Source organism: Dactylosporangium sp. NPDC000555, assembly GCF_040300025.1.
Lineage (GTDB): Bacteria > Actinomycetota > Actinomycetes > Mycobacteriales > Micromonosporaceae > Dactylosporangium.
The window spans coordinates 4,473-30,787 of record NZ_JBEPDB010000080.1; the positions used below are offsets into that span (position 1 = coordinate 4,473).

Sequence of the window (26,315 nt, forward strand, 5' to 3'; positions counted from 1 at the left end):
GCGGGTACGTCGTACACGTTCACCGTCACCGCGGTCGGCTCCGGCGCGACCGGCGTCTCCGCCCCGTCGGCAGCCACCGCGCCGGTCGTGCCCGGGCCGCCCGGCGCGCCCGGCAACGTCGCCGCGACGGCCGGCGCCGGCCAGGCGACGGTCGTGTGGACGCCACCGGTGGGTGGCGCGGCCGTCGGCAGTTACCTCGTCACCGCCTCGCCCGGCGGTGCCACCTGCACCACCGGCCTCACCGCGTGCACCGTCACCGGCCTCACCGACGGCGTGGCCTACACGTTCACCGTTGTCGCGACCGGCACCGGCGCCACCGGCACCTCGGCGCCCGGCACGACCGCCGGTCCCGTCGTGCCGGGCCCGCCGGGTGCACCGACCGCCGTCGTCGCCCTGGCCGGCAGCGGCTCGGCGACGCTCAGCTGGATCGCACCGGCCCAGGCCGGCGCGGGTGTCGCCGGCTACACGGTCACCGCGAGCCCGGGCGGCGCGACGTGTACGACCACCGGCACCACGTGCGTGGTGAGCGGCCTGAACGGCGGCACGAGCTACACGTTCACCGTCGTGGCCAACGGCATCAGCGGCGACTCGCCGGCCAGCGCGCCGTCGGTCGCGGTGCTGCCCGGTCCGCCCGGTGCGCCCGGCGCCGTCACCGCCGTCGCCGGCGACACGACGGCCACCGTCACCTGGAACCCACCCGTCAACCAGGGTGCCGGCGTCGACCACTACACGGTCACCGCTTCGCCGGGCGGCGCCACCTGCACCACCGTCGCGAACAGTTGCACGGTCACCGGCCTGGCCAACGGCACACCGTACACATTCGCGGTCGTGGCGGGCGGCGTCACCGGTACCGGCGACTCGGCGCCCGGCACCACGACCACCCCGGTCGTTCCCGGACCGCCCGGCGTCCCCGGCGGGGTCACTGTCGCCGCCGGTGACGGCACCGCGGTCGTATCGTGGACCGCGCCCGCGGGCGGCGCCGCGATCACCGGCTACACGGTCACCGCAGCGCCCGGCGGGCAGACGTGCACGACGAGCGGGACCACGTGCACGGTGACCGGCCTGACCAACGGCGTCGCGTACACCTTCACCGTCGTCGCCGGCGGTCCCGGTGGCACGTCCGCCGGCAGCACCGCCACCGCGCCGGTCACGCCCGGCCCCGCGGACGCGCCGACCGCGGTGACCGCCGTCGCCGGCAACGGCGAGGCGAGCGTCTCCTGGACCGCGCCGGCCGGGCGGGGCGCGGGGATCACGCGGTACCACGTCGTCGCCGCACCCGGCGGGGCGAGCTGCACGACCACCGGCACCGGATGCGTCGTCACCGGCCTGGCCAACGGGACCGCCTACACCTTCACCGTCGTGGCCGACGGCCCCGGCGGCGTCTCGCCGGCCAGCCAGCCGTCCGCTCCGGCGATACCCAGCGCCGGAGCGCCCGGCTCGCCGACCGACGTCACGGTCGAGCCCGGCACCGGCAGCGCCACGGTCACCTGGACGGCACCGGTCGTCACCGGCAGCGGCGTCACCGGCTACACCGTCACCGCCTCACCGGGCGGCGAGACCTGTACCACCACCGGAACCAGTTGCACTGTCACCGGCCTCACCGACGGCACGCCGTACACGTTCACCGTCGTGGCCAGCGGCCCCGGCGGGACGTCCGCGCCGAGCATGCCGTCGGCGGCGCAGGTGACGGGACCGCCGCCGGCCCCGGTTTCCGTCAGTGTCACGCCCGGCGACCGCCAGCTCGGCGTGCAGTGGACGCCCGGCGCGATCGGGGCGGGTACGACCGGTGTCACCGGCCACACCGCGACGGTCACGCCCGGCGGGCAGTCCTGCTCGGCGTCCGGGGCCGCGACACACTGCACGATCACCGGGCTGGCGAACGGTACGCCGTACATCGTGTCGGTGGTGGCGACCGGACCCGCCGGCACCTCGGCGCCGACCGTCGCCACCGCGAAAGTCACCGGGCCGCCCGGTAAGCCGGGCGACCCGGACGCGAGCGCCGGGGCGTCGTCGGCGGCCGTGGTCTGGACCGCGCCCGCCACGACCGGCGCGGGCGTCAGCTACTACGTGGTCACGGCCGTTCCCGGCGAGCAGACCTGCACCACCAGCGGCACCAGCTGTGTCGTCGGCGGGCTGACGCCGGGCACCGCGGTGACGTTCAGCGTCGTCGCGTACGGCCCGGGCGGCGTCTCCGCCCCGGCGACCGCGGGACCGGTCCTGCCCGGCCCGCCGGCCCGGCCGGCCGACGTCACCGCCATCGCGGGCAACGGCTCGGCGACCGTCACGTGGGACGTGCCCGCCGACAGCGGCGCGGGCGTCGATGTCTCCACCGTCACCGCGTCGCCGGGCGGCGCCTCGTGCACCACGTCCACGCGGTCGTGCACGGTCACCGGCCTCACAAACGGCACGCAGTACACGTTCACCGTCGTCGCCCACGGCATCGGCGCCACCGGGTCGTCCGCGGCCAGCGCGCCGTCCGCGGCGGTCCGGCCGAGCGCGGGCCTGCCCGGCCCGGTCACCGGCGTCACCGTCACGGCCGGAAACCGGTCGGTCCTGGTCAGCTGGAGCCCGCCGGTGGTCACCGGCGACGGCATCGACCACTACGACGTCGTCTCCGACGACGGGCAGCGCTGCACGACCACGGACACCAGCTGTACCGTCACCGGTCTCACCAACGGGCGCGCTTACCGCTTCGTCGTCCGGGTCATCGGCATCACCCGGCCCGACACGCCGGTCCCCTCGCCCATGACCCCGGTCGTCATCCCGCTCGCCACGACACCGAGCGTCCCGACCGCGGTCACGGCAAGCGCCGGCATCGCCGCCGCGACCGTCACCTGGACCGCGCCGACCGGCGGCCCCGCGATCACCGGCTACACCGTCACCGCGGCGCCCGGCGGCCTGACCTGCGACACGACCGGCGCGACGACCTGCCTGGTCGCCGGTCTCACCAACGGCCAGGCGTACACGTTCACGGTCGTCGCGCACAGCGCCGGTGGCGACTCGGGGCCCAGCGTGCCGTCGAACACCGTCATCCCGAACCCGCCGGTCGACCCCTCGAGCACCGTGCCGCGCGCACCGGCCGGGGTGACCGCCGTGCCCGGCAACGGCCAGGCCGCTGTCGGCTGGACGCCGGCCACGGGCGGCCCGGCCGTGACGAGCTGGACCGTCACCTCGGTGCCAGACGGACGGACCTGCACGACGACGGGGACGACCTGCACCGTCGCGGGGCTCACCAACGGCCGCGCGTATCGGTTCACCGTGGTCGCCCACGGCCCGGGCGGCGACTCGCCGCCGAGCGCGCCGAGCACACCGGTGTACCCGAGCGCGGCGCCGCAGCCGCCGACGGACGTGACGGTCACGGGCCGATACAGCGGCCTGGTCGTGCAGTGGACGCCGCCCACCGACGCGGGCTCCGGCATCAGCCACTTCACCGCGACGTCCACCGCCGGCAACGGCCGCTGCGCCACCACGACGCCGGCCGAGGTCCGGTGCACGATGTTCGTGCCGATCGGCGCCGCGTACGACGTGGTCGTCGTCGCGAAGGGCCTGCACGGCCAGGACTCGGCGCCGGTGACGGCGGTCGCCCACACCCGCCCGACGTTCCCGCCGATGCCGCCGCAGGCGCCGACCCTGACCAACGCCGACAGGCTGGACAGCAACCTCGGCAACGGCGACATCACCGTCATGCCGGGCGAGCCGATCACGCTCATCGGCCACGGCTTCGCGCCGAACTCGTCCGTGCGCTTCGGCGCCTACTCCACCGGCGCCACCGCGACGAACAGCGCCTCGGTGGCGTCCGTCGACGATGCCACCGACGACGCCATAGGCGCGCCGGCCGCCGGCGTCCGGCTCGACATCCTGGGCACGCCGACGGTGGACACCGGCGGCACCGTGGTCCTGGACACCACGGCGCCGATGATCGAGAACTCCGGCGAGGAGCTGGCGTTCGTCGCCCAGGGCGTGGCACCGGACGGGTCGACCCGGCTGCTGGTGCTGTGGGCCAGGCGGATCGGTACCCCGGCGCCGCCCGCGGTGCCGCCGGTCACGCCGACCGACCCGATCACGGGCCCGGTCACGAGTCCGGTCGTCAGTCCGGTGACCGACCCGTCGGATCGCCCGCGCACCCCGCACCGGACCGAGCGCCGGGGTGCGGGCGGCCCGGCATCGGACTCGCTCGCGGCGACCGGGCCGCCGGTGACCCATCTGGCGCTGGTGGGTGTACTGCTGCTGCTCGCCGGCCTGGCCACCGCCCAGCTCGGCGGAGACGCGCCAGGGGGACCGTCAGCCGCGTTCGGCCGGCGGGCGGCCGTCCCACTTCCATGAGGTGCGGAGCGGGACGCCGGGGAGCTCGCCGCGGCCCGTGGCCCACAGCAGGGCCGCCCAGGGGTCCGGGTGCGGTGGCACGTCCGTGAAGAGGCGGTCGAGGACGGCCTGGCAGAGGTGGGGCGGGGGAGTCCACGGGCGGTCGACCGTGTCGGCCACGTCCCAGGCGTGGACCAGGACCTCGATCACGCCCATCGCGGCGAAGCCCTCCGGGTCGCTGAGGCCGTCCGGGTGCCAGCCGCGGCGGGTGGGCGGGGCCGCGTCGACCACGCCGGCGAGCATGGCGGCGCACGCCTCCAGGGTGCGCAGCAGGCCCAGGGTGCCGGCGGAACGCTCGACGAAGATCGTGCTCGACGGGCCGCCCGCGCGCATCTCGCGCCAGACGAACGGGAGGTAGGACTCCTGCGGGCTGTCGGACGGGGCGATCTGCCCGGCGTACGCGAACAGGTCGTCGGCCATGTGCTCGACCGTCTCCCAGCACGACCACGACAGGGTGCCGGCCGGGCGGTCCCAGCCGTCGTCGGGGACGTCGCCGAACGCCTGGCGGACCAGCGAGACGGAGGTGAGCACGTCGGTGCCGTTCATCGTCACGGCGCCGACGCTAGCAGGGCGTGGCCGATCTTGTACGCGGCGATACGCGAGTCGCCCCCGTCCGACGCGGCGGCCAGACCGGTCAGGGCCGCTCTCCGTCTCGCCGCGCCGGGAACTCGGGCGGGGATCCGGCCGACGAAGCCCCGCCGGGAGCTTGGTACAGCTCGCGGACAACGGCCTCGATGTCGGGTTCCTCGATGGTGAGGTCGTGCACCTGCGCCGTCGCGGCGACGGCGGCCAGGATCGCGGCGACGGTGGTGCCGCCGGGGGCGAACGACAGGCGCTGGCGCAGGCCGCCGGCCTCGACGCCGACGAGCCTGGTGCCCGGGACCGCGTCGAGCGGGGCGGCCGGCTCGGCGAGGTCGAGCACGAGGATGCGCTCGGCGCCGGCGTGCCGGGCGAGGCCGTCGAGGGTGCCGTCGTACGCGAGCCGGCCGTGGTCCACGAGCAGGATCCGCTCGGTGAGCCGGCGCACGTCGCCCATGTCGTGCGTGGCCAGCAGCAGGCTGGTGCCGAACGCGGCGCGCTGCTCGACTAGGAACGCGCGCAGCCGCTCCTTGCTCAGCACATCCAGGCCGATCGTCGGCTCGTCGAGGATGAGCAGCTCCGGCGCGTGCAGCAGCGCGGCGGCGACCTCGCCGCGGATGCGCTGGCCCAGGGACAGCTGGCGCACCGGAGTGTTCAGGAAGGACACCAGATCGAGGCGCTCGGCGAGCTCGGCCAGCCGCGGGCGGTGGTCGATGCGGTGGATCGCGCCGAGCGCCCGGTAGGAGTCGCGCAGCGGCAGGTCCCACCACAGCTGGCTGCGCTGGCCGAAGACGACGCCGATGCGCCTGGCCAGCCGGCGGCGCTGCCGCAGTGGCTCCAGGCCGCAGGTGCGCACGGTGCCGGAGGTGGGGCGCAGGATGCCGGTCAGCATCTTGATGGTGGTGGACTTGCCGGCGCCGTTCGCGCCGATGTAGCCGACCGCGGCGCCGCGGTCGACGCCGAACGTCAGGCCGTCGACCGCGGCGACCTTCTTGAAGTGCCGCCGAAGCTCGGAAACCTCGATGATCATGATCCCGTCCCGGTGTATCTGCGCAGGCCGGCCCGCCAGCCCAGCAGCGCGATCGCCCACGCCCCGGCGGCGGCCAGGGGCGTGCACCAGCCGATCCAGGGCGGCAGGCCGGGCGGCGGCGGGAGCCGCAACAGGGTGAGGACCGGCAGGTAGGCCACGAACGCGGCCGGGACCACGAACGTGAACAGCGTCCGCAATGGCCCGGGGTAGACACTCGCCGGGAACTGCGACGCGTACTGTCCACCGTAGACGAACGAGGCGGTGACCTCGGCCCCGTCGACGAGCCAGAACTGCACGGCGGCCGCGGCCGTGAACAGCGCGGCGAAGATGGCTGCTCCACACAGGACGGTCAGCGCCACCAGCCCCACGTCCGCCGGGGTCCAGCGGATCCCGATCCCGGCCAGGACCGCTGTGGCAAGGACGGATCCGGCAACGGTACGGCCCAGACGGCGCAACGACAGCTCAGCGCCGATCAACTGGAACAGCACCGGGAGCGGGCGCAGCAGGAAGGCGTCGAACGCCCCGCTGCGCAGGTAGCCGGGCAGCGCGTCGAGGTGGCCGAAGAACAGGTCGGCGAGACTCATCGACACGTGGCCGAGCGCGAAGACCAGCAGCGCCGCCCGCAGCGTCAGCCCGCCCAGCGCCGGGACGCTCGCGAACACCACGTACATCTCGCAGACGCCGCTGACGGTCGCCCCGACGCTGGCGAGCACCTCGATGGCGAACGATCCGCGGTAGGCCGTCTGCGCGCGCACGTGCATGCGGGCCAGCACGAGGTAGGGCTCAACCACCCTGGATCACCAGCCGCCGCGTGCCGAGCGCGAACCCGGCGCGACCCAGGCCGAGCAGCCCGGCGAGCCAGAGCGCCTGGACCACAAGGGTCTGCGCACCCGACCGTCCCATGAGGACGTCGGTCGGCGCCTGCATCATTGACGGGAACGGCGTGGCGGCGGCGATCGCGGCCAGCCACCCGGGGAACCAGTGCACCGGCACGACGAGTCCGCACAGGACGCCGCTGACCACGAGGTACAGCGTCATCGGCCCGCGCAGGTCCAGCAGCCAGAACGCGCTGAGGTTCACCAGCCACCGGCAGGCGAACGACAGGGCGGTGGCGAGGGCGACGCTGGCCAGGCCCAGCGCGTAGGGTGCCGGCGTGTGCGGCAGCGCGAGACCGGTGACGAGCGCGCCGACCACCAGCGGCGGCAGGCCGCGCGGCAGCAGCGCGAACGTGGCCCGGCCGAGGTCGGCGGCGAGGTAGGTGAGCATCGGGTCGGCCGGGCGCGCCAGGTCGATCGCGATGTCGCCGGTGCGCACGCGCTGCGCCAGCTCGTTCCAGCCGAACAGCTGTACCGGGCCGATGAGCGCCTGGCCCAGCCACACGTAGGTGGCGGCGGTGGCCCGGTCGTAGCCGGCGAGCGCGCCGCCGGCGGTGCCGACGACGGCGATCAGCACCGCGGAGCGGATCAGCCCGAAGACGCAGTTGGTGAAGGCGCCGGCGAGCGCCGCCGTCCGGTACGCCGACCAGCGGCGGAAACCCAGCGCGAACAGGGTCGGCCACATGTGCAACTCCCTGCGGGCGGGTGCGGGCGGACGGGCCACGATACCCGCACGGTGGGGATCCGGCCGCCGATTCATTCGCCGCCGGTGCCGTCCAGCGCCGGTGGCGCGACATCGGCGCGGCGACACCACCCGAGCCGGTCGCCGCGCTCGCCGGCGCGGACGGTCGCCCGGACCCCTGCCAGGCGGGCGTGCGCGGCGGCGCCGACGACCGGGACGCGAACGGCGTCGGCCTCGGCGATTCGGTGCTCACCGGCACGACCGGCGCCTGAGTCCCGTGGGTGGCCCGCGGCCGGTTCTGCCGGTCCCCGTCGCCCGACGGTCAGCGCCGCGCCACCACGCCGATGACGAGCACCGGCTTCGGCCCGCCGCCGGTCGCGAGGGCCGGGTAACCGGGCGGCTCCGTTATTCGTGCCTGCTCGGGAACGGTGGCCTGAGCGTGAACGTGGGCCTGTTCGATGTGCTTGGGTGCGCGTTCGGCTTCGTCGGCTGGGTGGTCACCGGCTTCGTGGTCTTCGTCGGCTTCACGGTCGTCGGGACGGCCGGCTCGCCGAGGTCGGCGGGCGCCGGCGGCGGCGGTGGCGTCGACGACGGCCCCGGCTCCGGCGGGTCGGCCGGCGACGACTGCCCGGCGGCCGAGCTCGCGACCGGCGACTCCGGGGTGGCCGCGGCCGGGGTGTCGCCGGCTCCGCCGGTGCTCAGCGCGGCGACGACGAGGCCGATGATGAGCAACAATGCCAGCCCGCCGCCCGCGATCCGGAACATCGTCTTGCGGTCCATCGGGCCGGGCGCGGCGTCGTCCCCGTCCGACTCGGGGCGATCGGGCAGCCGGATCTCGCCGGTGTACTCGCCGGTGTGCTCGCCGTAGATGAACCGGGGCAGTCCGTCGCGCGTGGCATCGTCGTCGTTCATACGCCCGCCTTCAAGCTGGCACAGCCGGCGGCGAACTTCGGGCGACCTCGGAAGCCGACCGTGCGCTGCAAGTGATCCCTGCCGATCTGGACGTGATTCGCACCGCCGCCCGCCGGGCGGGTGGGGCCGCTGACGAGGCGCCGGTCGCTTGACACGCTGGAATCCTAGACGAACGCGAAGAGTTTTCCAGGACCCGGTGCGGTCGCCGGCGATGGTCGCCGCGGTGCTCGCGGCATGTGCCATCGGTCACGGTGTCGCAGGGTCCAGGAGGGATCGGGCGTCAACGAGGAGCCCCGGGCGCCGCGGGTTCTGCTGACCTCCGCGGCGCCCAGGGACTACCGGGTCAGCGCAGCGACGGGAAGCCGCCCAGCGGCTGCTGGCCCGCCTCGGCGCGGATCTGGTCCGCCGCGGCCGCCACCGAACCGGCCGCGGCTACGCGCTCGACCAGCGCCGCCACCACCTTCGGGGTGGCGAAGCTCGTCCCGCTCCAGGCCGCCCAGCCCGACGCGAAGTTCTGGTGGTGGATGAACGTGCTGACGATGTCCTCGCCGGGGGCGACCAGGCTCACCCACGGGCCCCGGTTGCTCCAGGCGCACACGTCGTTGCCGTCGTGGGCGGCCACCGCGAGGACCTGCTGGGCCCACGGGCTGCCGCTGGACGAGAACGCCGCCGGCCAGAACGGGCGGTCCTGGACCCCGTCGTTGCCCGCCGCGGCCACCACGACCCGGCCGGTGCCGGAGAGGAACGCGGAGAGAGCGGCGGAGAGGATCGCGGGCGGCTGGTCGCCGATGGAGAAGCCGCCCAGCGACAGGTTGAGCACGTCGACGTCGGTGAGCGACGTGATCGCGGCGGCCAGGTCGGCCTCGGTGCAGACGCCGAAGGTGTCCAGGACCTTGACGACGCGGATCTGCGCGGCGTCCGTGTGCTGGACGACCACGCCGGCGATGAAGTTGGCGTGGCCGACGTCCGAGTCGAGCTCGCCGTCGTTGTCGCCGTCGAGGACGGTCTCCTGATTCTCGGCGGTCGCGGTGTAGCAGCCGGCCGGCAGCGGGCTGTCGATCCACACCCCGGTGTCCATGACGACCACCCGCACGGAGGATGCGCCCGTGGCCGAAGGGGCAAGCTTGGCCGGCGGGGCGTCGGACGGGACGGGTGGGCCGAACGGGCCGCCGTGCTCGTGCGGCGTTGACGTGAAGACGTGGTTGGGGCCGACCACCGCGCCCGGCAACTGCTCGCGCAGCCGGCGTACGGCGGCGCTGACGTCCAGGCCGCGAGTCCTGAGCCGGCGCAGGCCGGTGTGCGGCTCGTCCTCGGTGATCTCGCTCGCCCGGTGGCCGAGGCCGTTGAGGGTCCGGTGCGCGAGGCCGGCGCCGCGGTCGGCGACCAGGATCTCGTCGGCGACGAACCGCACCGGCCGGCCGGACTGTACTTCGGTGCGCAACCACGGCAGATTGGACAGGCGCGCGGTGCGTGCCTGCTCCCACCGCCGAAGACGATCGTTCGGTACGGACATGACTGCTCCCCAAAACGGATCAACAATGAGGCCGGTGACATGAGTCGCGTTCCCGACCCCGTGATACACATCCGAGCGTTTGGCAGGATGCAACCATGACGGCAGCGTCCGTGCTCCCCGCCGCCGACGAAGATCTTGCACAGCGGCTGCTACCGATTGTCATGGCCGACCCCGTCAAGGCCAAGCACCTCGCCGAGGCGGCGTTGCGCGACGCGCGGCGCGACGGCGACCCGGGCCGCGAGGCGGTGGCGCTGCGCGCGCTCGGCCTGGTCGCCCGGGCCCGCCACGACGCGGCCGGTGCGGCGGAGCACCTGCGCGCCTCGATGACCGTGGCCCGCCGGCACGGGCTGCTGGTGCACGAGGCCGAGGCCCGGATGAGCCACGCGCTGATCCTCGACGATCTCGGGCGGCCGAGCGCGGCGCTCAGGGAGATCAACCGCGCGGTCGCGGAGCTGCACGGTCACCGGCGGGCCCGCGCCACGATGCAGCGGGCGCTGATCCTGCGCCGGCTCGGCTTCGACCACCAGGCGATGCAGTTGTACCGCGGGGCACTGCGCGCCTTTCGCAACTCGGGGGATCAGGTCTGGGAGGCCCGGACCCTGACCAACCGGGGCGTACTGCACGGGTACCGCGGAAACCTCAAACAGGCGGAGAACGACCTGCGCGCGGCCCAGGCGCTCTACAACCGGCTCGGCATGGCCACCGCCGCGGCGCAGGTCGAGCACAACCTGGGCTTCGTCGCGGCGCAGGCGGGCGACGTGCCGACCGCGCTCGCCCGCTACGACCGGGCCCACGACCGGCTCTGGAGCACCGGCGTCGACGCGGTCAGCTTGCTCGACCGGGCCGACCTGCTGCTGTCGGTGCGGCTGCTGCCCGAGGCGCACGCCGCGATCCGGGCCGCGATCGACGCCTGCACCGACGGCCACCTCGACTCGGTGCTCGGCCAGGCGCACCTGATGCTCGCCCGGCACGGCCTGGCCGCCGGCGAGCCGGACCAGTCGAAGGAGGCGGCGGCGGCCGCGCGGCGGGTCTTCCAGCGGCAGGGCCGCACCGTGTGGAGCGCTCGCGCCCGGGTCGCCGAGATCGCCGCGGTCGTCTCGCTCGGCAAGGCCAACCGCGGCACGCTGCGCGAGCTGCGCTCGACCGCCGCGCACCTGCTCGAGGCCGGCTGGCTGCAGCCCGGCTGGGACGCGCTGCTCGACGCGGCGCGGCTCGCCGTCGACCTCGGCGAGCTCCACAGTGCCCGGGAACTGCTGACCGAGGCGGGCGGGGCGGCCAAGCTCGGGCCGGCGACGCTGCGGGTGCGCTGGTGGCACATCCGGGCCCGGACGGAACTCGCCTCCGGTGCCGTCGCCGATTCGGTCCGCGCGGCCACGTCCGGCCTGCGCCAGGCCGACGCCTACCGGGCCAGCCTCGGCGCCACCGAGCTGCGGGTGCGCGGTAGCGCGGAGACGGCGGCCCTGGCCGGGCTGCGGCTGCGGCTCGCCCTCGTGCACGGCGGCCCCGCCTCCGCCCTGGCCTGGGCCCAGCGTTGCCGCGCCGCCGCTCTGTCGCTGCCGCCGACCCACCCGTCGGCGGATCCGGTCGTGGGCCGGCACCTGACCGAGCTGCGGCGGATCAACGGCGAGCTGGCCGCGGCGCCGACCGGACCGCAGCGCACCAGTCGCCTGCTGCGCCGCCAGCGCGTGCTGGAAGCCGAGATCCGCCGCCGTTCGTGGCGGGCGCCCGGTTCCTCGCCCAGCGCTATCGAGTTGTCGATCCCCGCACTCGCCACTGCGCTGGGGGAGCGGGTGCTTGTCGAGCTGCTGGACATCGACGGGCGCCTGCATGCCCTGGTCGTGCGCGGGCGCAAGGTCACGCATCGCATCGTTGGCGATATCGACGCGGTGCGAGCTGAGCTGGAGTCGCTGAGGTTTGCCCTGCGCAACCAGGTGCTCGGGCACGCCGCCGGCGGCGAGCGACTCGAACGGCGCGCCGAGGTGCTCGACCGGCTCCTGCTGGACCCGCTCGCCGACCTCCTCGGCGACGGGCCGCTGGTCCTGGTGCCGACCGGCGCCCTCCACGCGCTGCCGTGGGGAATGCTACCGCGGCTGCGCGGGCGCTCGCTGACCGTCGCACCCTCGGCGACGATATGGTTGCGTTGCGTCACTTCCTCCACTGTGGACGGCGAGCTTGTGCTGGTCGGGGCGCCCTCGGCCGAGCAGGCCGCCGACGAGGTCCGCGAGATCGCCGCCGACCGGCCCGGCGCCGTCGTCCTCGCCGGCGACCAGGCACGGGTGGCTCCTACCCTGGCCGCGCTCGACGGCGCCTCGATCGGGCACATCGCCTCGCACGGTGAGTTCCGCGTCGACAACCCGCTCTTCTCGTTCCTGCTGCTCGCCGACGGGCAGCTCACGGTGTACGACCTGACCGCGCTGCGCCGGCCGCCCGCCCTGCTGGTGCTGTCCGGCTGCGACACCGGGCTCGCCGCCGTGCACCCCGGCGACGAGCTGATGGGGCTGGTCGCGGCGCTGCTCAACATGGGCACCGCGACCGTGATCGCCTCGACCGGGCCGGTCGACGACGGCGCGACCCGGCACCTCATGCGCGCCTTCTACGGCCACCTCGCCACCGGGCTCGGCCCGGCCGCGGCGCTCGCCGCGGCGCAGGCGTCCGCCGATCCGCGTGACCGCGCGAGCACGGACAGCTTCGTCTGCTTCGGCGCGGGATGACCGCCACCCGGAATTGTCCGTGGCCGGCTTGTTGGGCCCTGGCCCTACGATTTCGCCCATGACCCGACGCCGCGCCCGCCTCGCGCTCACCGACCTGGTGGTGCTGTCGGCGCTGGGCGGGCTGGTGGCCTGGGCCGTCGGCGGGGTGCTGGGCCTACGGTTCTCCCCGGTCCGCGACACCTGTCACGCGGCGCCCCTGGCCTCCCTCGCGGGTTGGCGGTGGTCGTCCTGGTTCCGGGCGGCGGCCCCGCGATCCTCAGTAGCGGCGACGCGGCGGTGAACGACGGGCGACGAGGCCGCCACCGTCTCCGTGATGAAATGGCGGACGACCTGGCGTGCCAGGCGCCGGACCTCAGGACCACGTGGCTCTGATACGGAACGGTTGTCAGCCGGCCGCCGGCACGGTCTGGGCGTCAACTGCTGTGGCGGTCGATGTCGTCGCGGCACGTACCAGGGCCGCGATGGCGCGGGAACGGGTCTGTGGCGGCCAGGCGATCACGGTCGTCACCAGTGGCGCGTCGACGACCGGGACGGCAACCAGGTCACGGCGCAGATGGGTCCGGCACGACTCGGGTAGCACCGCGACGACTCGGCCGAGAGCGATGAGCTGCATGAGCTGAGCGCTGTCCCGGACTTCCGTCCCGGCCTCTGCGCCGCTGTCGCTGTCTTTGCGGCCGGCGTCGGGTGCGGGCCAGCGGGGAAACGGCTCCCCGGTCAGGTCGGCCATCCGCAGGCTGCGGAGGCCGGCCAGCCGGTGCCCAACCGGCAGCACCGCGACCTGCCCCTCGACCAGGAGTTCCTCGGCGTCGAGCCCGGTCGGGTCGTCGAACGGCAGGTGCAGCAGTGCCACATCGGCTCGGCCGTCGCGCAGGAGACGCTCTTGCTCGCCGATCCCGCACAGCTGCACATCGACGGCGACCGCGTCCGGGTCGGTTGCGTACGCCGCGAGCATCCCCGGTAGCAGGTCGCCGGCCGCGCCGGACTTCGTGACCAGTACCAGCCGGGGCTCGGCCTGCCCGGCACGCCTGGCCCGCCGGCTGGCCGCCGCCACCGCGTCCAGTGCGGCCCGGCCCTCGCGCAGCAACACTTCACCGGCGGCTGTCAGCTCAACCGAGCGGCTGGTTCGCTCCAGCAGCGTCACGCCCAGCCGGCGCTCCAGCTGCCGGATCGCCCGCGACAGCGGCGGCTGTGCGATTCCGAGCCGCTGCGCGGCCCGACCGAAATGCAGTTCCTCGGCGACCGCCACGAAGTACGCCAGCTCGCGAGTTTCCATACCCTCAGGGTATCGATCTGAACCGAGGTGGTGTTGGTCCCGGCGGCCCTCCGGTGATGGTCTTGACACCATGAGTGAGACCACCATCGGGCTTGTGACCGGTGCGAACAAGGGCATCGGCTTCGAGATCGCCGCCCAGCTCGGCGCCCTCGGCTGGACCGTCGTCGTCGGCGCCCGCGACACGGGGCGCCGCGAAACGGCCGTCGAGAAACTCCGCGCCGCAGGGATCGACGCGGTGTCTGTGCCGCTCGATGTGACCGACCAGGACAGCGTCTCCGCGGCCGCTGCCGCGATCGATCGTGGCTTCGGGCGGCTGGACGTGCTCGTCAACAATGCGGGGATCATCGGCGGCACGCCGCAGGCCCCGAGCACGGTTGACCTGGCGACCGTGCACCGCGCGGTCGATACCAACGTGTACGGCGTCATCCGCGTGACCAACGCGATGCTGCCCCTGCTCCGGCGATCCTCCGCACCGCGGATCGTCAACATGTCGAGCTCGGTCGGCTCGTTCGCGGAACAGCTGGACCCAGGCGGCCCACTGGCAGGAATGCCGGCGTCGGCCGCGTACGTGCCGTCGAAGGCGTTCCTGAACGCGGTGACCGTTCAATACGCGAAGGAACTCCGCGACACCGGTGTACTGGTGAACGCCGGCTGCCCCGGCTATTGCGCAACGGACCTGAACAACTACACCGGCTTCCGCACACCGGCCCAGGGCGCGGTGATCGCGGTGCGACTGGCGACCCTGCCGGCGGATGGCCCGTCGGGCGGCTTCTTCAACGACGAGGGCGTTGTACCTTGGTAACCGCCGTTCACAGGGCGGGGGAGGCGGGCCGCGCACACCAGTTTGACGGAGTGCGCGGCCAGCCCTATGCCCGGCTCAGTACCGCGCCTGCTGCTGCGGGTATTGCGACTGGGGGTAGGGCTGTTGGGGGTAGGGCTGCTGCGGCACGGCCGGCCGTGCCGCGTGCTGCAGCGCCTGCGCGAACCGCTGGTCGGCCTGGGCGATCTCGACGAACTGGCCGTCCCGCGACACGAAGGCGCTGGTGATGACCTGCGGGTTGGCGCGCAGCGCGACGATCAGGCCCGCCAGCGCCACGAAGAAGCCGGCCAGCAGCAGCATCGCCCCGCTGTCGCTGCCGATCGCGGCGCCGATGACGAGCAGCAGCAAGCCGAGGGCGAGCACGCCCAGCCCGATGCCGAGGTTGCGCGAGCGCTTCGCCTTGCACTGCTCGCACCAGGGCCAGGCCGGCGCCTGGACCGTCTTGCGCATCGCGGTGACCACGATGACGTACACGATGCCGCCCAGGATGATCAGGAGCGGCGCCCACGACGGCGGCTTCGAGATCAGCCGGAGCTTCTTCATCTCGATCGGCTGTTCGCCGTGGCGCGGGCAGATCTGCGGCAGCTGACCCGCCGCGACCTGTCCCGCGGGAACCGTGACGACCATGTTCGGTTACTCCCCGTAGTGTGGAGAAAAGAGTGACGGGGGAGAATCTCACATCGCGGCGGCGAGCGCCGTCAGACGATCGGGCAGACATCGGTCGTTGTGGTTGCCGTGGTTCGCACGGGGTCGACTGGCTTGAATGGCTTGACCGGCTGGGCCCGGCTACCGCAGGGTGGCCCGGTCGGCCGCCTCCCGGCCGGACTCCCAGCCCTCACGGCTGTCGACGCGGCTGCCCCGGCCGCGCACGGTGCGCGGAAAGACCCGCAGCATGCTCTCGCGGACCTGCTCGTCCCGGGACCGCAGCACGGGTAGGAGGTCCGCCGGCTCCTGGGCGGCGGCCTCCAGGGCGGCCTCGGCCGCGCGGGTCAGCCGCTCGCCGATGCGCACTGCGTAGGCGACGAGGAACGACTGGCGGAACGCCTTGAGCCGGGCCCGGCCCGCCTTGCCGCCCGGGGGCTCGGAGCGCGCCATCGCGCGCCCCGCCTGCACCAGCAGGGAGGTGTACAGCAGGTCGACCGCGTCGATGTCGGCGTCGAACCCGAACACCGTGGTGAACCCGTAGTCCGGCGACCACACGGTGTGGCAGCGGTTCGCCTGCGCCACGGCGCTGAGCAGCGACGCCTTCTCGCTCTCGTACGGGTGGTCGACGCCGATGCGCCGGGCGAACGGCACCACGCCGGCCTCCGGGCCGCCCGCGCCCGCCAGCAGCGCCTCGTCGATCGAGTGCCGGGCGATGAGCTCCTGCGCCTTCGCGGTGTAGGTCTCGGCCTCGGCCGGGTACCCCGTCGACTCCGCCTTGGCCAGCAGCGCCCGCACCCGGTCGAGGAGCCGCTCGTCGACCCGCGCCGCCGCGGGGACAGCGCGGCGCGGGGCGGTGCCCGGCGGCGGGACCAGCACCTCGATCGCCGGCAGCTCGGCGAGCACGACCAGCAGGCTCAGCAGGTCGTCGAGGGCCGACACCCGGTCGAGCCGGCGGCGGGCGGCCAGCTCGGACGCGTACACCGCGTCGGCGCTCCACCACACCGCGGCGCCGAGCTCGTCCGCCTGCGCCAGCCAGCGCTCGTCCACGTCCCGCCGGCGGAAGCCGCGCAGGTGTGCGGCGACGGCGTCGGCGACGGCCTGGCCGAGCACCGGCCGGTCGGTGCCGCCGCGGCGGACCACGGCCCGGTGCAGCTCGCCCGGCTGCCAGCCGCCCCGCCACAGCCGCTCGCAGGCATCCCCGACCGCGGCGAACAGGGCCGGGTCGACCTCCGCGGCCGGCGCCACGGCGAGCGTGTCGAGCCCGTCCTCATATGCCACCGAGCCCCGGACGATGGCGTCGATCTGCCGGCGGCGCTCGCTGTTCACCGCGCCAAGGCTACTGGGCGAGCCGGGCGGGCTCGTACGCGTACAGCCAGGCGGTCGCCCGCTCGTAGAACATCGGCACGAAGATCCGCATCATCGCCGCCCGCAGCCGCCGCCGGACGGGCCCGGCCCGCTTCGCGCCGCGGTTGTCCTCGGCGGTGCCCAGCACCCTCGTGATGCGCGGGCGCCGGTCCGCGTCGTACGCCCGCAGCGCCGCGGCGACCGACGACTCGGACCGCAGCGCCGCGGCCAGGGCCAGCGCGTCCTCGATCGCCATCGACGCGCCCTGCCCGGCGCCGACCGGGTGCGCGGCGTCGCCGATGAGCACAGTGTGCTCGCCGTGCCAGGTCGGCACCGGGTCGGCCACGTGCATGAGCACGGTCGGGTGCAGCCGGGTGGTGGCCGCGATCACGGCCGACGGCACGGCCTCCTCGCGGTAGGACGCCGCCGCGCGCGCCAGCCACTGCGCGTCGCCGACCCCGTCGCGGTCCGGCTCGGCCGGGTCGGCGATCTGTGCCGACCACCACACCTCGCCGCCCGCGGTCACGTGGATGAAGGCGCCGTTGCGGCCGAACGTCATGTTGAACACCCCGGGCTCGACGCCGTCCATCCGGGACGCGCCGGAGACGCAGTAGAGCCCGGCGTACCGCGGCGCGGGCGCGGCCGGGTCGAGCTGGCCGCGCACCGTCGACCAGATGCCGTCCGCGGCCACGAGCACGTCGGCGGTGTCCCGCGCCCCGCCGGCGAACTCGGCCGTCACGCCCTCGGGCGTCTCGGCGATCCGCACGAGTCGCTCGCCGGTGACGATCCGCGCGCCCGACCCGGCCGCCGCCTCGCGCAGGGCCGCGACGAGCCGCCCGCGCATCAGCGTGACGCTGCGCAGCGTGTCGCTCTCGCGCCGGCCGCGGGCCACGTCGCCGAGCAGCCGACCTCCCGCGGACCACATCCGCTGCCGGTCGACCTCCACGCCCGCGTCCCGTACCGCGTCGAGACAGCCGAGCGAGTCGAGGCAGCGCAGCCCGTTCGCGGCCAGGCTGACGAACGAGCCGACGTCGCCCGCCGGGTCCTCGTACGCCTCGTACACGTTCACCCGCGCGCCGATGCGCCGCAGCGCCAGCGCCGCCGTCGCACCGGCGACCCCGCCCCCGATCACGATCGCTCGCATGCCGCTCACCCTCTCCGGATCCGATTCTACTGAATGTGAATTCACTGAATCTTTCTTCGGTGAAAGTATGTTCGGTTACCATGAGGTCGTCAACCCGCGAACCGGAAGGACGCCCGCATGTCCCGAGGCAAGGGCGACGGCGCTGCGGCGGGCGTGCGCAAGGCGAAGGCCGCGCAGACCCGCGCCGCGCTGCTGGACGCGGCGCGCGGGCTCTTCGGGGAACGGGGCTACCTCAACACCAAGGTCACCGACATCACGGCGGCGGCCGGTCGCGCGACCGGCTCGTTCTACGAGCACTTCGCGGACAAGGAGGAGCTGCTGCGGGCGCTGCTGGCCGACCTGGAGGACGCCGCCGACCGGCACCTCGCCGGCCGCGAGCACCCGAAGGACCACGACCTGACCGACCGCGCGCAGCTGCGCGACCACCTCGGCGTCGGCTGGACCGTGATGCGCGAGCACCGCGCGGTGCAGGTCGCGCTGTTCCAGTCGATGGTCGCCGACGACCCGGGCTCCGGGCGGGCCTGGCGCGACCTCACCGAGCAGACCGAGGTGCTGCGCGAGCACCTGGAGCGGCTCCGCGACCGCGGGCACGCGCTGCCCGGCGACCCGGAGCTCGTCGCGGCGGCGATGGGCGCGATGCTCGCAATGCTCAGCTATGCGCTGCCACCCGGCGCCGGGCTCGGCGACGACCGGGTCATCGACACCGTCACCGACCTGCTGCTGTCCGGCCTGGCCGGCGCGAAGGGCCCGCCGCCGTCGAACCGGGCGCGTTCCGCCGGAGGGGCGGGCTGCTAAAAAGGCGGTGTGAAGGTCGTGATTGCGGGGGGCGCGGGGGCACTGGGACGCCGGATCGCGGCCGACCTCGCCGGGCGCGGCGACGAGATCGTGATCCTGACCCGTCGGGTCCGCGACGATATGCCGTACCGCCAGGTTGTGTGGGACGGCGTCACGGTCGAGGACTGGGCCGCCGAGCTCTCCGGCGCCGTCGTGATCAACCTGGCCGGCGAGCTCGTCGACCGCCGCCCGACGGCCGCCAACGTCGACCTGCTGAGCAGGTCCCGGGTCGGCCCGACGCTCGCCCTCGCCGAGGCCGCCGCGGTCCTCGCCGAGCCGCCGCGGGTCTGGCTGCAGGCGAGCACCCTGGCGATCTACGGCGACGCCGGCGAGGACGAGCTCGACGAGTCCGCCCCGGTGGCCGAGGGCCCGCCGCAGATGGCCGGCGTGGCGCGGGCGTGGGAAGCCGCGGCGTCGCTGACGGCGGCGGCGACGTTCCAGCGCGCGATCGTCGAGAACACCCGCCAGGTCGTACTGCGGATGGGCATCGTCCTGGACCGCGGCACCCCGGCCCTGAACCGCCTGGCCGGCCTGGTCCGATGGGGCCTGGGCGGCCGGGTCGGCGGCGGGCGGCAGTGGGTCAGCTGGATCCACGTCGCGGACCTGCTCGCCGTGGTGCGCCGGTGCGTCGACAGCGCGACGCTGCACGGCGTGGTCCACGTGACCTCCCCGAACCCGGTGCGCAACGCCGACCTCATGCGCGCGCTGCGCACCGTGCTGCGCCGCCCGGCCGCCCCGCCGGCACCGGCGCCGCTGGTCCGCCTCGGCGCGATGCTGCTGCGCACCGACCCGGCCCTGGCCCTGACCGGCCGCCGTTGCGTGCCGAGGCGCCTGCTCGAGGCGGGCTTCGAGTTCGAGCACCCTGATCTGCTCCCGGCGCTGCAGGACCTCCTCGCCCGCCGCGCGGCGCCCGGATCGGCGCGACGCGGCAGGTGAGAGCGCCGCCGTTCGGGGAGCAGGGAGAGCCGGGCGGACCCTTGCATCGGTGCGTACGATCAGCGGCGTGGCGCTGGCGGTCTTCGATCTCGACAACACGCTCATCGACCGGGCGGCGGCGTTGCGGCGCTGGGCGGCGGCCTACGTCGCCGAGCACGGACTGCCCCCGGCCGAGACCGCCTGGCTGGAGCGCGCCGACGGGGACGGCTACACGCCCCGCGCGCGGCTGCTGGCGGCGATCCGCGAGCGTCACGGCGTACACATGACGGTCGAGGCCCTGCGGGCGGAGCTGGTGGCGAGCATCGAGCCCGACCCGCGGCTGCCGGGCCTGCTCGACGATCTGCGCTCCGCCGGCTGGCGGGTGGCCGTGGCCACCAACGGCGCGACCGCGCAGCAGCACGCGAAGCTGCGCCACACCGGCCTCGCCGCGCACGTCGACGCGGTCGCGGTCTCCGAGGAGGTCGGCGCGGCCAAGCCCGACCTCCGCATGTTCACGACGGCCGCCGAGCGCTGCGGCGAGCGGCTCACGGGGGAGTCGTGGATGGTCGGCGACTGCCCCGTGCGAGACATCGCGGGCGGCCGATCCGCCGGGCTGCGCACGATCTGGCTCAGCCGCGCCCGCGCCTGGGATCCCGCGCAACCGCCCCCGGTCGCCGTGGCCGGCGACATCACGGCCGCCTTCGCCCTGATCGCCGCCGAGCCCGGGCCGGCGCCGCGATGAGCGCCCCCGATCCACTCGAGCTGTGCGTCGAGGCGCTGGCCACCGCCCGGGTGCACGGCATGGGCGCGGACGCGCCGCTGCACGCCCTGGCCTCGGCCCTCGGCCCCGAGTACAGCGAGCACGCCTCCACCGAGGGCATGTACCGCGACTTCGGCCCGGTCGAGTGCCACTACGAGCGCCTGGGCCCGGACGAGCCGTGGCAGGGTCGCTTCCTGGTGGTGCGCGCGGACCGCCTGGCCGCCCGGGTCCGCCTCGGGGACCTGCACGAGGAGCTGCGCCGGGTGGGTCAGAGCCTGGTCCAGCTCCCGCCGTCACGGCCGGGTGCCCCCGAGCTCACGCTGCGGGCCCCGCTGAGCGGCTCCACCCTGACCGCCGAGGACGGGGTGGCGATGGCGATAGTGGCACCCATGTGGCCGGTCCCCGAGTCGCCGGCCCTGCCGGAGGCCCGCTGGCGGGCGGTGTGCGAGAGCCTTCGGTACCTCCTCCCGCTCACGAGGACCGAGCGCGCCGAGTGGCTCTCCGACCGCGTGCCGGACAGCGCCGAGATGGCCGACTGGTGGGTCGCCCTGCTGCACCCCCTGCCGACGCTGCGCTTCCAGGAGTGGCAGCGCGCCGCCGAGTGGGCCGGCCTGGAGATCTGGCTGCTCGACCGCGCCGCGGACGCCGCCGCCTGGCCGCGCGAGGAGTGGGTGTGGCGGTGGATCTGGTTCGTGCGCAGCCTGACGGCGCGCGCCGCGGCCCCGCACGCCGCCGACCTGACGAGGCTGAGCCTGGCCGCCCTGCCGATGACGGTCGCCCAGCTGCGTTCGCTGCCGACCGACTGGCGCGCCCTCACCGCCGCCGATCTGCGCCGCGCGAGAACGGCCCGCGCGCTCCTGTCGGTGGCGATGTCCTACGGCGCCCGGGTCATGGGCTGACGTCAGCGGCCAGGCGCGAGCAGGTCTGCCCGGCGAGCGCGGCTCGAAGCCGAGCAATCAAGAGTGACGCGGATCGCCAAGAACCGGACAACATACCGAGCGATATGCGGCTATGCTGCCCCGGGTCTTCCGTGTGCCGAGGAGCTCTCATGTCTGACCCGTACGCGCCACAACCCCCACGCGACCCTTACGGCCAGCAGCCGCCGGCATACGGTCAGCAGCCTTCACCATATGATCAACAGCCGTCGTACGGACAGCAGCCGCCCCAATACGGCCAGCCATCCTATGGCGGCGACCCGGGCTACGGCCAGCCGAACTTCGGCGGCGACCCCGGCTATGGTCAGCCCGGCTACGGCGGCGACCAGGGCTACGGCCAGCCCTCCTATGGCGGCGACCCCGGCTACGGCCAGCCGAACTTCGCGCCGCCGACGTCGGCGACGCCGGCATCGGGCGGCGCGTACGGCCAGCCGGCCTACGGTCAACCCCAGCCCGGTTACGCTCAGCCCGCCTACGGCCAGCCGCAGCCGGACTACCCGGCCTGGTCCGGCGCCGCCCCCGAGCCGCCGAAGAAGCGCACCGGCCTCGTGCTGGGCCTGGTGCTGGGCGGGCTCGCCCTGGTGCTCTGCGGCGGCATCGGCATCGTGGCGTGGGTGTACTCCTCCGACGACAAGCCCGAGGCTTCGGCTTCGGCTTCGGCCCCGGCCAGCCCGGCGCCGAGCGGCTCCGCCAGCGCGTCCAAGAGCACGGCGAGCGGCCCGAAGGTGCAGCTCACCGCTCCGGCGACGATCAGCACCTGGAAGAAGCAGGCCAACCAGGATCAGGCGAAGACGTTGAGCAAGCAGTTGTCGGACGCCGGCATCAAGAACCCGTTCGCCGCGCAGTATCAGGACACCGCCAAGCCGGCGAGGGTCGCCGTGGTGTGGGGCGGCACCGGGTCGATCTTCAGCGTGGGCGGCCAGCAGAAGCAGCTCGACGAGTTCTTCAAGGGCGCGCTCAAGGACCTCGGCGGCAGTGGCAGCGACCCGGTGAACGTCGACATGGGCAAGCTGGGCGGCAAGGCCCAGTGCCAGAAGGCCGACAGCAGCGGCGCACAGCTCGCCATCTGCGCCTGGGTCGGCAACGACGTGCTGCTCGCCTTCATGTTCAACTCGATCGAGCCGGACGCCGCCGCGACCCAGATGAAGCTCATGATCCCGGCGATCGCCGTCGCCGCCTGACCCGGACGGCCACCGCGCCCGGTCCGGCTCGTGAGGCCTCGCGCCGATCGACCCGGACCGGGCACGGACGGCCGCGCGGGCGCACCGCTGCGGTCGTCGCCGCCTCAGTCCCGGGTGACGCCCATCGCGGCCTCGACGATCCGGATCGCCTCGGCCGGCTCGACCCCCGCCGCGGCGGCGACTGCCGCGTATTCCGCCGCCGCGCGCCGGACCCGCTCCCGGGCCTGCTCACCGGCGGCCGACACGAACGACCCCGCCCGCCCGCGGGTCTCGATCAACCCCGCGTCCTCCAGCTCCCGATACGCCCGGGCGACCGTGTTGACCGCCAGCCCGAGCTCGGCCGCCAGGCTGCGAATCGTGGGCAGCCGCGTGCCCACGGCGAGGCGGTGGTCCTGAATCCGCCGCGCGAAGTGCACACGCAGCTGCTCGTACGGCGGCACCGCCGACCCGGCGTCGATGACGATCATCAGGCTCCGCTCGCCTCTCGTTTCCGGTGGTACCGCAGCAGCCAGCCCTACCGTAGCCGCCGCCGTCCGGCACCGCGTCGTCCGCGTCGTTCAGCACACCGAGGGAGCGCCGCGATCACCGCCGCACCCGCAACCCAGCCCTCCACGAGTTTTGCTGGCGATTAACATTGTAACGTTATCTTTCGTGACAACGGTAGGGCGTGGGCCATCCAGTGAGGTACCCGACACTGCCCGGCATCGGGCGTTGTCGGCGGTCAGCCGGGTCCGCATGCTGGACCTGGTCCGCCGCGCGGGCGAGGGCATGACGGCCGCGGAGGTCGTCGACGCGACGGGGCTGCATCCCAGCACCGTGCGCGCCCACCTGGACCAGCTCGTCGAGTCCGGGCTGCTGACCCGCCACCGCCGCGGAGACGGCTCCCCGGGCCGGCCCGCCTGGCGCTACCAGGCCGCCGCGCAGCCCGGCACCGGGGAAGCGCAGTCGCCCTCGGCTCGGCCGTATCGGGATCTGGCCGCCGCGCTGATCGGGCACCTCGCCCGCGACGCCGACGACCCGCACGCCGCCGGGGTGCGCGCCGGCCGGGACTGGGGCCGGGCCCTCGCCGCGCCCCTCACGCCCGCCCGGGCCGAGGACGTGGCGCGGACCGCCCCCGTGGACGGACTGGTCCGGGTCCTGGACGGGCTCGGCTTCACCCCTGAGGTCGTCGACCGGCCGGCCCCGGGCTCCGCGGTGGTACACCTGCGATCCTGCCCGTTCCTGGACCTCGCCCTGGCCAACCCGGACGTGGTGTGCGGGGTGCACCATGGCGTCATCGGCGGTGCGCTCGGCGCGCTGGGCGCCTCCGGGGTGGACACCGAGCTGCAGCCGTTCGCCGTACCCGGCGCCTGCGTGATCCGCGTGCACACCGGCGAGCGGCCGGATCGGTGAACCCCCGGCACGCCATCCCGGTCGGCCGGCGGTTGCCACTGCTCGCCGCCGGGTACCGCTGGCCCGACGTGCCCCTGCTCGGGGCCTGGCTCGCGCTCGCGTTGTAACGCGGCGCCGTGACGATACGCTCGTTCCAAGGTTGGTCCGCAGCCTTGGACCCGCACCCGAAGCAACCCGTTCCAGCAGCTCCACGCCTCGCCCGGCGGGCAGGCCGACACGACGAGGCAGGCTCACGACCCATGGATGCCCTCATGACGATCGCCCGGCATCGACAGGCGATCGCCACCCTCGCTGTCGAGCCCGCATGCGGCCGGTGAGGCGTCCGCTGTCCCCGGGATCCTGGTCGGACGGGTCGGGCCGGCCCGTGCCCATGTCGGCGCTGGCCCCCGGGGCGCGCATCCACGACCGGTTCGCACTGCGCGAGCGGATCGGGGTGGGCGGCATGTCGGAGGTCTGGCGGGCCGATGACGTGGTCCTGGGCCGCCAGGTGGCGGTGAAGGTGCTCACCACCGCGCTGGCCATGGACCCGCTGCTGCGCGCCGCGACCTGGACGGAGGCGCGCGCCTCGGCCCGCCTGGCCCACCCGCACGTGACCCAGGTGTACGACTACGGTGAGATGGCGCTGCCCGGCGGTGCCGTCGCCGGGTACCTGGTGATGGAGCTGGTCGAAGGGCAGAGCCTCGCCGAGCGGCTGCGGCTCGGAGCGCTGCCGTGGCAGCAGGCGACCACCGTGGTCGCTCAGGTCGCCGCGGCGCTGGCCGCCGCGCACCGCATCGGTGTGGTACACCGCGATGTCAAGCCCGGCAATGTGATGCTGACCCAGACCGGCGCCAAGATCCTCGACTTCGGCATCGCCGCGCTGGGCGGAGGCGAGCCGGCCGCCGACAGTGGCCGGCTGGTCGGCACCCCGGCGTATGCGGCACCGGAACGGCTCCAGCCGGGCGCGGCCGCGCCCGAGAGCGACGTCTACGCCCTGGGCGTGGTCCTGTACGAGGCGCTGACCGGGCACCGGCCCGTCGCGGTGAGCACCTGGGCGGAGGCGGCGTCCGCACACCGGGCCGGTCCGCCGGTGCCGCCCCTGGATGTCGACGGGCTGCCGCCCCAGGTGCGGCGGCTGTGCATGGCCTGCATGTCGCCCGATCCGGCCCAGCGGCCCACCGCCGAGGAGGTGGCGCGGGATCTGGCCGCGGCCGCCGGCCAGCCGCCGCCGGTCATGCCCGCACTGCCGACCGTCGTGGGCGATCCGCCGCCGGTCGTACCCACCCCGCGCCCTGGCCACGCCGTCGGCTCGGCACCGCTGCCGCACCCGCTCACGATGATCGAGCACGACGTGGCGGCGCTCGGCGTCGAACCGGGCGCCCCTCCCGCGCGGCGCATGCCACGACCCCTGCTCGCCGGGCTGGTCGGCGCGGTGGTGGTGCTCAGCCTCGCCCTCGTCGTCGTGATCGCGATGCTGGCGTCCCGTCCCGCGGGCGAGACGGCGCAGCCGGCCCAGTCGGCCCCGCCGACCGAGCCGACCCAGAGCCAGCCGGCCTCGACGGCGCCACCCTCGCCGACGGCGTCCCCGATTCCGGCCGCCACCACCGCACAAGGCATCGCGGAGCAGTTCGACGCCGTGATCGCCGACGCCCTTGCCGCCGGCAGGATCGACTCCAAGACCGCGGAGAAGCTGCGCGACAAGCTCGGCGACCTGCGCCAGGGCGGCCGCGGCAAGGTGCGCAAGACGGCCCAGGAGCTGCAGAAGCAGGTCAACGGGCTGCGCGACGACGGACGACTCGACGACCAGACCGCCGCCCAGCTCAACGCCCTGCTGCGCCCCCTCGTCCGAGGGGACTGACCGCGCCGCCTCGGTTCACCCGGACCGGGCGGGGGTCTCAGCGGTGGGAGGCTGCTCGGTGCCGCAGTAGCGGCACTTCGAGGCCGCCGCCGGTAGGTCGTCGGAGAGGCAGGCAGGGCAGGTCTTGACCGCGGTGGGCGCACCGAAGACGGTGACACCCCGCCGGGCCTGGACGCGCTTGTAGGGCACCACGATCAGGAAGTAGACGACGGCCATGAAGACGACGAAGTAGATCACGGCCGAGATGAACTGCCCGAGGTCGAGGTAGGTCGCATGGTTCCCCGGCCCCCCGAGCTGCCAGCCGAGCCCGACGGACGTGCCTCCCTGGGCCCGGGCGATGATCGGGTTGATGATGAAGTCCGTAAATGCCTTGATCAGTGTGGAGAACGCCAGTGCGGTCACCAGACCCACGGCGACGACGATCACATCGCCGCGCATGAGGAAGTTCTTGAAGCCACTGAGCACTGCCACACCCGCTTCCGCTTCAGAGGGCTCAGCTGCATCGCCAGACCCGTCGCGGCCCGGCCGGTGATGACCGTACAGCGTGGTTCGCGAGCCGTTCGGAGAATTC

24 protein-coding genes are annotated in these 26,315 nt (G+C 74.5%); 12 read left to right on the plus strand and 12 right to left on the minus strand.

What is annotated here, in order from left to right:
* Window positions 1-4,323 (plus strand): fibronectin type III domain-containing protein (locus ABT297_RS34020; RefSeq protein WP_350556578.1); only part of this gene is annotated, 4,323 nt, incomplete at its 5' end.
* Here ABT297_RS34020 and ABT297_RS34025 read toward each other — a convergent pair.
* From ABT297_RS34025 to ABT297_RS34040, 4 genes are all read right to left on the minus strand, one after another.
* Window positions 4,282-4,908, minus strand: coding sequence for a maleylpyruvate isomerase N-terminal domain-containing protein (locus tag ABT297_RS34025; RefSeq protein ID WP_350556617.1), 627 nt, complete (start codon window positions 4,906-4,908; stop codon window positions 4,282-4,284). The two genes, ABT297_RS34020 and ABT297_RS34025, sit on opposite strands and share 42 nt — an antisense overlap.
* Window positions 4,909-4,996: 88 nt before the next feature.
* Complete coding sequence (locus ABT297_RS34030) at window positions 4,997-5,971, minus strand: ABC transporter ATP-binding protein (RefSeq protein ID WP_350556579.1); 975 nt, start codon at window positions 5,969-5,971, stop codon at window positions 4,997-4,999.
* A complete protein-coding gene (locus ABT297_RS34035; RefSeq protein WP_350556580.1) occupies window positions 5,968-6,762 on the minus strand; it encodes an ABC transporter permease in 795 nt (264 codons plus the stop codon). The genes ABT297_RS34030 and ABT297_RS34035 overlap by 4 nt, the downstream gene beginning before the upstream one ends.
* Entirely contained in the window at window positions 6,755-7,531 is a 777-nt protein-coding gene (locus tag ABT297_RS34040) for an ABC transporter permease (RefSeq protein WP_350556581.1), read from the minus strand. Before ABT297_RS34040 ends, ABT297_RS34035 begins: the two co-directional genes overlap by 8 nt.
* Window positions 7,532-7,551: 20 nt before the next feature.
* On the opposite strand from ABT297_RS34040, the gene ABT297_RS34045 reads away from it, so the two are divergent.
* Window positions 7,552-7,800, plus strand: a complete 249-nt coding sequence (locus ABT297_RS34045) for a hypothetical protein (RefSeq protein WP_350556582.1) — start codon at window positions 7,552-7,554, stop codon at window positions 7,798-7,800.
* 133 nt (window positions 7,801-7,933) lie between these two features.
* Here ABT297_RS34045 and ABT297_RS34050 read toward each other — a convergent pair whose 3' ends face one another.
* A complete protein-coding gene (locus tag ABT297_RS34050; protein WP_350556583.1) occupies window positions 7,934-8,440 on the minus strand; it encodes a hypothetical protein in 507 nt (168 codons plus the stop codon).
* 343 nt (window positions 8,441-8,783) lie between these two features.
* Window positions 8,784-9,953 (minus strand): S8 family peptidase, encoded by a 1,170-nt coding sequence (locus tag ABT297_RS34055; RefSeq protein WP_350556584.1) that lies wholly within the window; start codon window positions 9,951-9,953, stop codon window positions 8,784-8,786.
* A gap of 95 nt (window positions 9,954-10,048) precedes the next feature.
* Here ABT297_RS34055 and ABT297_RS34060 point away from each other — a divergent pair, with 95 nt between their 5' ends.
* Both ABT297_RS34060 and ABT297_RS34065 read left to right on the plus strand, forming a co-directional pair.
* Complete coding sequence (locus ABT297_RS34060; protein WP_350556585.1) at window positions 10,049-12,664, plus strand: CHAT domain-containing protein; 2,616 nt, start codon at window positions 10,049-10,051, stop codon at window positions 12,662-12,664.
* A 58-nt stretch (window positions 12,665-12,722) separates the two neighbouring features.
* Window positions 12,723-12,944 (plus strand): hypothetical protein, encoded by a 222-nt coding sequence (locus ABT297_RS34065; RefSeq protein ID WP_350556586.1) that lies wholly within the window; start codon window positions 12,723-12,725, stop codon window positions 12,942-12,944.
* 105 nt (window positions 12,945-13,049) lie between these two features.
* Here ABT297_RS34065 and ABT297_RS34070 read toward each other — a convergent pair whose 3' ends face one another.
* Entirely contained in the window at window positions 13,050-13,937 is an 888-nt protein-coding gene (locus ABT297_RS34070; protein WP_350556587.1) for a LysR family transcriptional regulator, read from the minus strand.
* A gap of 70 nt (window positions 13,938-14,007) precedes the next feature.
* Here ABT297_RS34070 and ABT297_RS34075 point away from each other — a divergent pair, with 70 nt between their 5' ends.
* Window positions 14,008-14,739: an SDR family oxidoreductase gene (locus ABT297_RS34075; protein WP_350556588.1), complete on the plus strand. Its 732-nt coding sequence runs from the start codon at window positions 14,008-14,010 to the stop codon at window positions 14,737-14,739.
* Between the two features lie 75 nt (window positions 14,740-14,814).
* On the opposite strand, the gene ABT297_RS34080 is transcribed toward ABT297_RS34075, so the two are convergent.
* The 3 genes from ABT297_RS34080 to ABT297_RS34090 form a co-directional block, all read right to left on the minus strand.
* Window positions 14,815-15,384, minus strand: coding sequence for a hypothetical protein (locus ABT297_RS34080; protein ID WP_350556589.1), 570 nt, complete (start codon window positions 15,382-15,384; stop codon window positions 14,815-14,817).
* Window positions 15,385-15,543: 159 nt separating this feature from the next.
* On the minus strand, window positions 15,544-16,728 hold the full coding sequence (locus ABT297_RS34085; protein ID WP_350556590.1) for a DUF2786 domain-containing protein: 1,185 nt from the start codon (window positions 16,726-16,728) through the stop codon (window positions 15,544-15,546).
* 10 nt (window positions 16,729-16,738) lie between these two features.
* The gene (locus tag ABT297_RS34090) at window positions 16,739-17,890 is read right to left on the minus strand and encodes an FAD-dependent oxidoreductase (protein WP_350556591.1); all 1,152 of its coding nucleotides are present in this window, start codon (window positions 17,888-17,890) and stop codon (window positions 16,739-16,741) included.
* Window positions 17,891-18,007: 117 nt separating this feature from the next.
* Here ABT297_RS34090 and ABT297_RS34095 point away from each other — a divergent pair, with 117 nt between their 5' ends.
* The 5 genes from ABT297_RS34095 to ABT297_RS34115 all read left to right on the plus strand — a co-directional run bounded on the left by ABT297_RS34095 (window position 18,008) and on the right by ABT297_RS34115 (window position 22,515).
* Window positions 18,008-18,685: a TetR/AcrR family transcriptional regulator gene (locus tag ABT297_RS34095; protein ID WP_350556592.1), complete on the plus strand. Its 678-nt coding sequence runs from the start codon at window positions 18,008-18,010 to the stop codon at window positions 18,683-18,685.
* A 9-nt stretch (window positions 18,686-18,694) separates the two neighbouring features.
* Complete coding sequence (locus ABT297_RS34100) at window positions 18,695-19,660, plus strand: TIGR01777 family oxidoreductase (protein WP_350556593.1); 966 nt, start codon at window positions 18,695-18,697, stop codon at window positions 19,658-19,660.
* A 49-nt stretch (window positions 19,661-19,709) separates the two neighbouring features.
* Window positions 19,710-20,381, plus strand: a complete 672-nt coding sequence (locus ABT297_RS34105; protein WP_350556594.1) for an HAD family hydrolase — start codon at window positions 19,710-19,712, stop codon at window positions 20,379-20,381.
* On the plus strand, window positions 20,378-21,298 hold the full coding sequence (locus ABT297_RS34110) for a hypothetical protein (protein ID WP_350556595.1): 921 nt from the start codon (window positions 20,378-20,380) through the stop codon (window positions 21,296-21,298). The genes ABT297_RS34105 and ABT297_RS34110 overlap by 4 nt, the downstream gene beginning before the upstream one ends.
* A 149-nt stretch (window positions 21,299-21,447) precedes the next feature.
* Window positions 21,448-22,515 carry a hypothetical protein gene (locus ABT297_RS34115; RefSeq protein ID WP_350556596.1) on the plus strand — a complete coding sequence of 356 codons (1,068 nt, stop codon included), beginning with the start codon at window positions 21,448-21,450 and terminating at the stop codon, window positions 22,513-22,515.
* Between the two features lie 104 nt (window positions 22,516-22,619).
* Here the strand turns inward: ABT297_RS34115 and ABT297_RS34120 are convergent, their stop codons facing one another.
* On the minus strand, window positions 22,620-22,982 hold the full coding sequence (locus ABT297_RS34120) for a GntR family transcriptional regulator (RefSeq protein ID WP_350556597.1): 363 nt from the start codon (window positions 22,980-22,982) through the stop codon (window positions 22,620-22,622).
* A 244-nt stretch (window positions 22,983-23,226) separates the two neighbouring features.
* Between ABT297_RS34120 and ABT297_RS34125 the strand changes: the two genes are divergently transcribed.
* Window positions 23,227-23,907 (plus strand): helix-turn-helix transcriptional regulator, encoded by a 681-nt coding sequence (locus ABT297_RS34125; protein WP_502885693.1) that lies wholly within the window; start codon window positions 23,227-23,229, stop codon window positions 23,905-23,907.
* Between the two features lie 313 nt (window positions 23,908-24,220).
* Entirely contained in the window at window positions 24,221-25,744 is a 1,524-nt protein-coding gene (locus tag ABT297_RS34130) for a serine/threonine-protein kinase (RefSeq protein WP_350556599.1), read from the plus strand.
* Between the two features lie 15 nt (window positions 25,745-25,759).
* Here the strand turns inward: ABT297_RS34130 and ABT297_RS34135 are convergent, their stop codons facing one another.
* Window positions 25,760-26,215: a large conductance mechanosensitive channel protein MscL gene (locus tag ABT297_RS34135; protein WP_350556600.1), complete on the minus strand. Its 456-nt coding sequence runs from the start codon at window positions 26,213-26,215 to the stop codon at window positions 25,760-25,762.
* Window positions 26,216-26,315 lie beyond the last annotated feature (100 nt).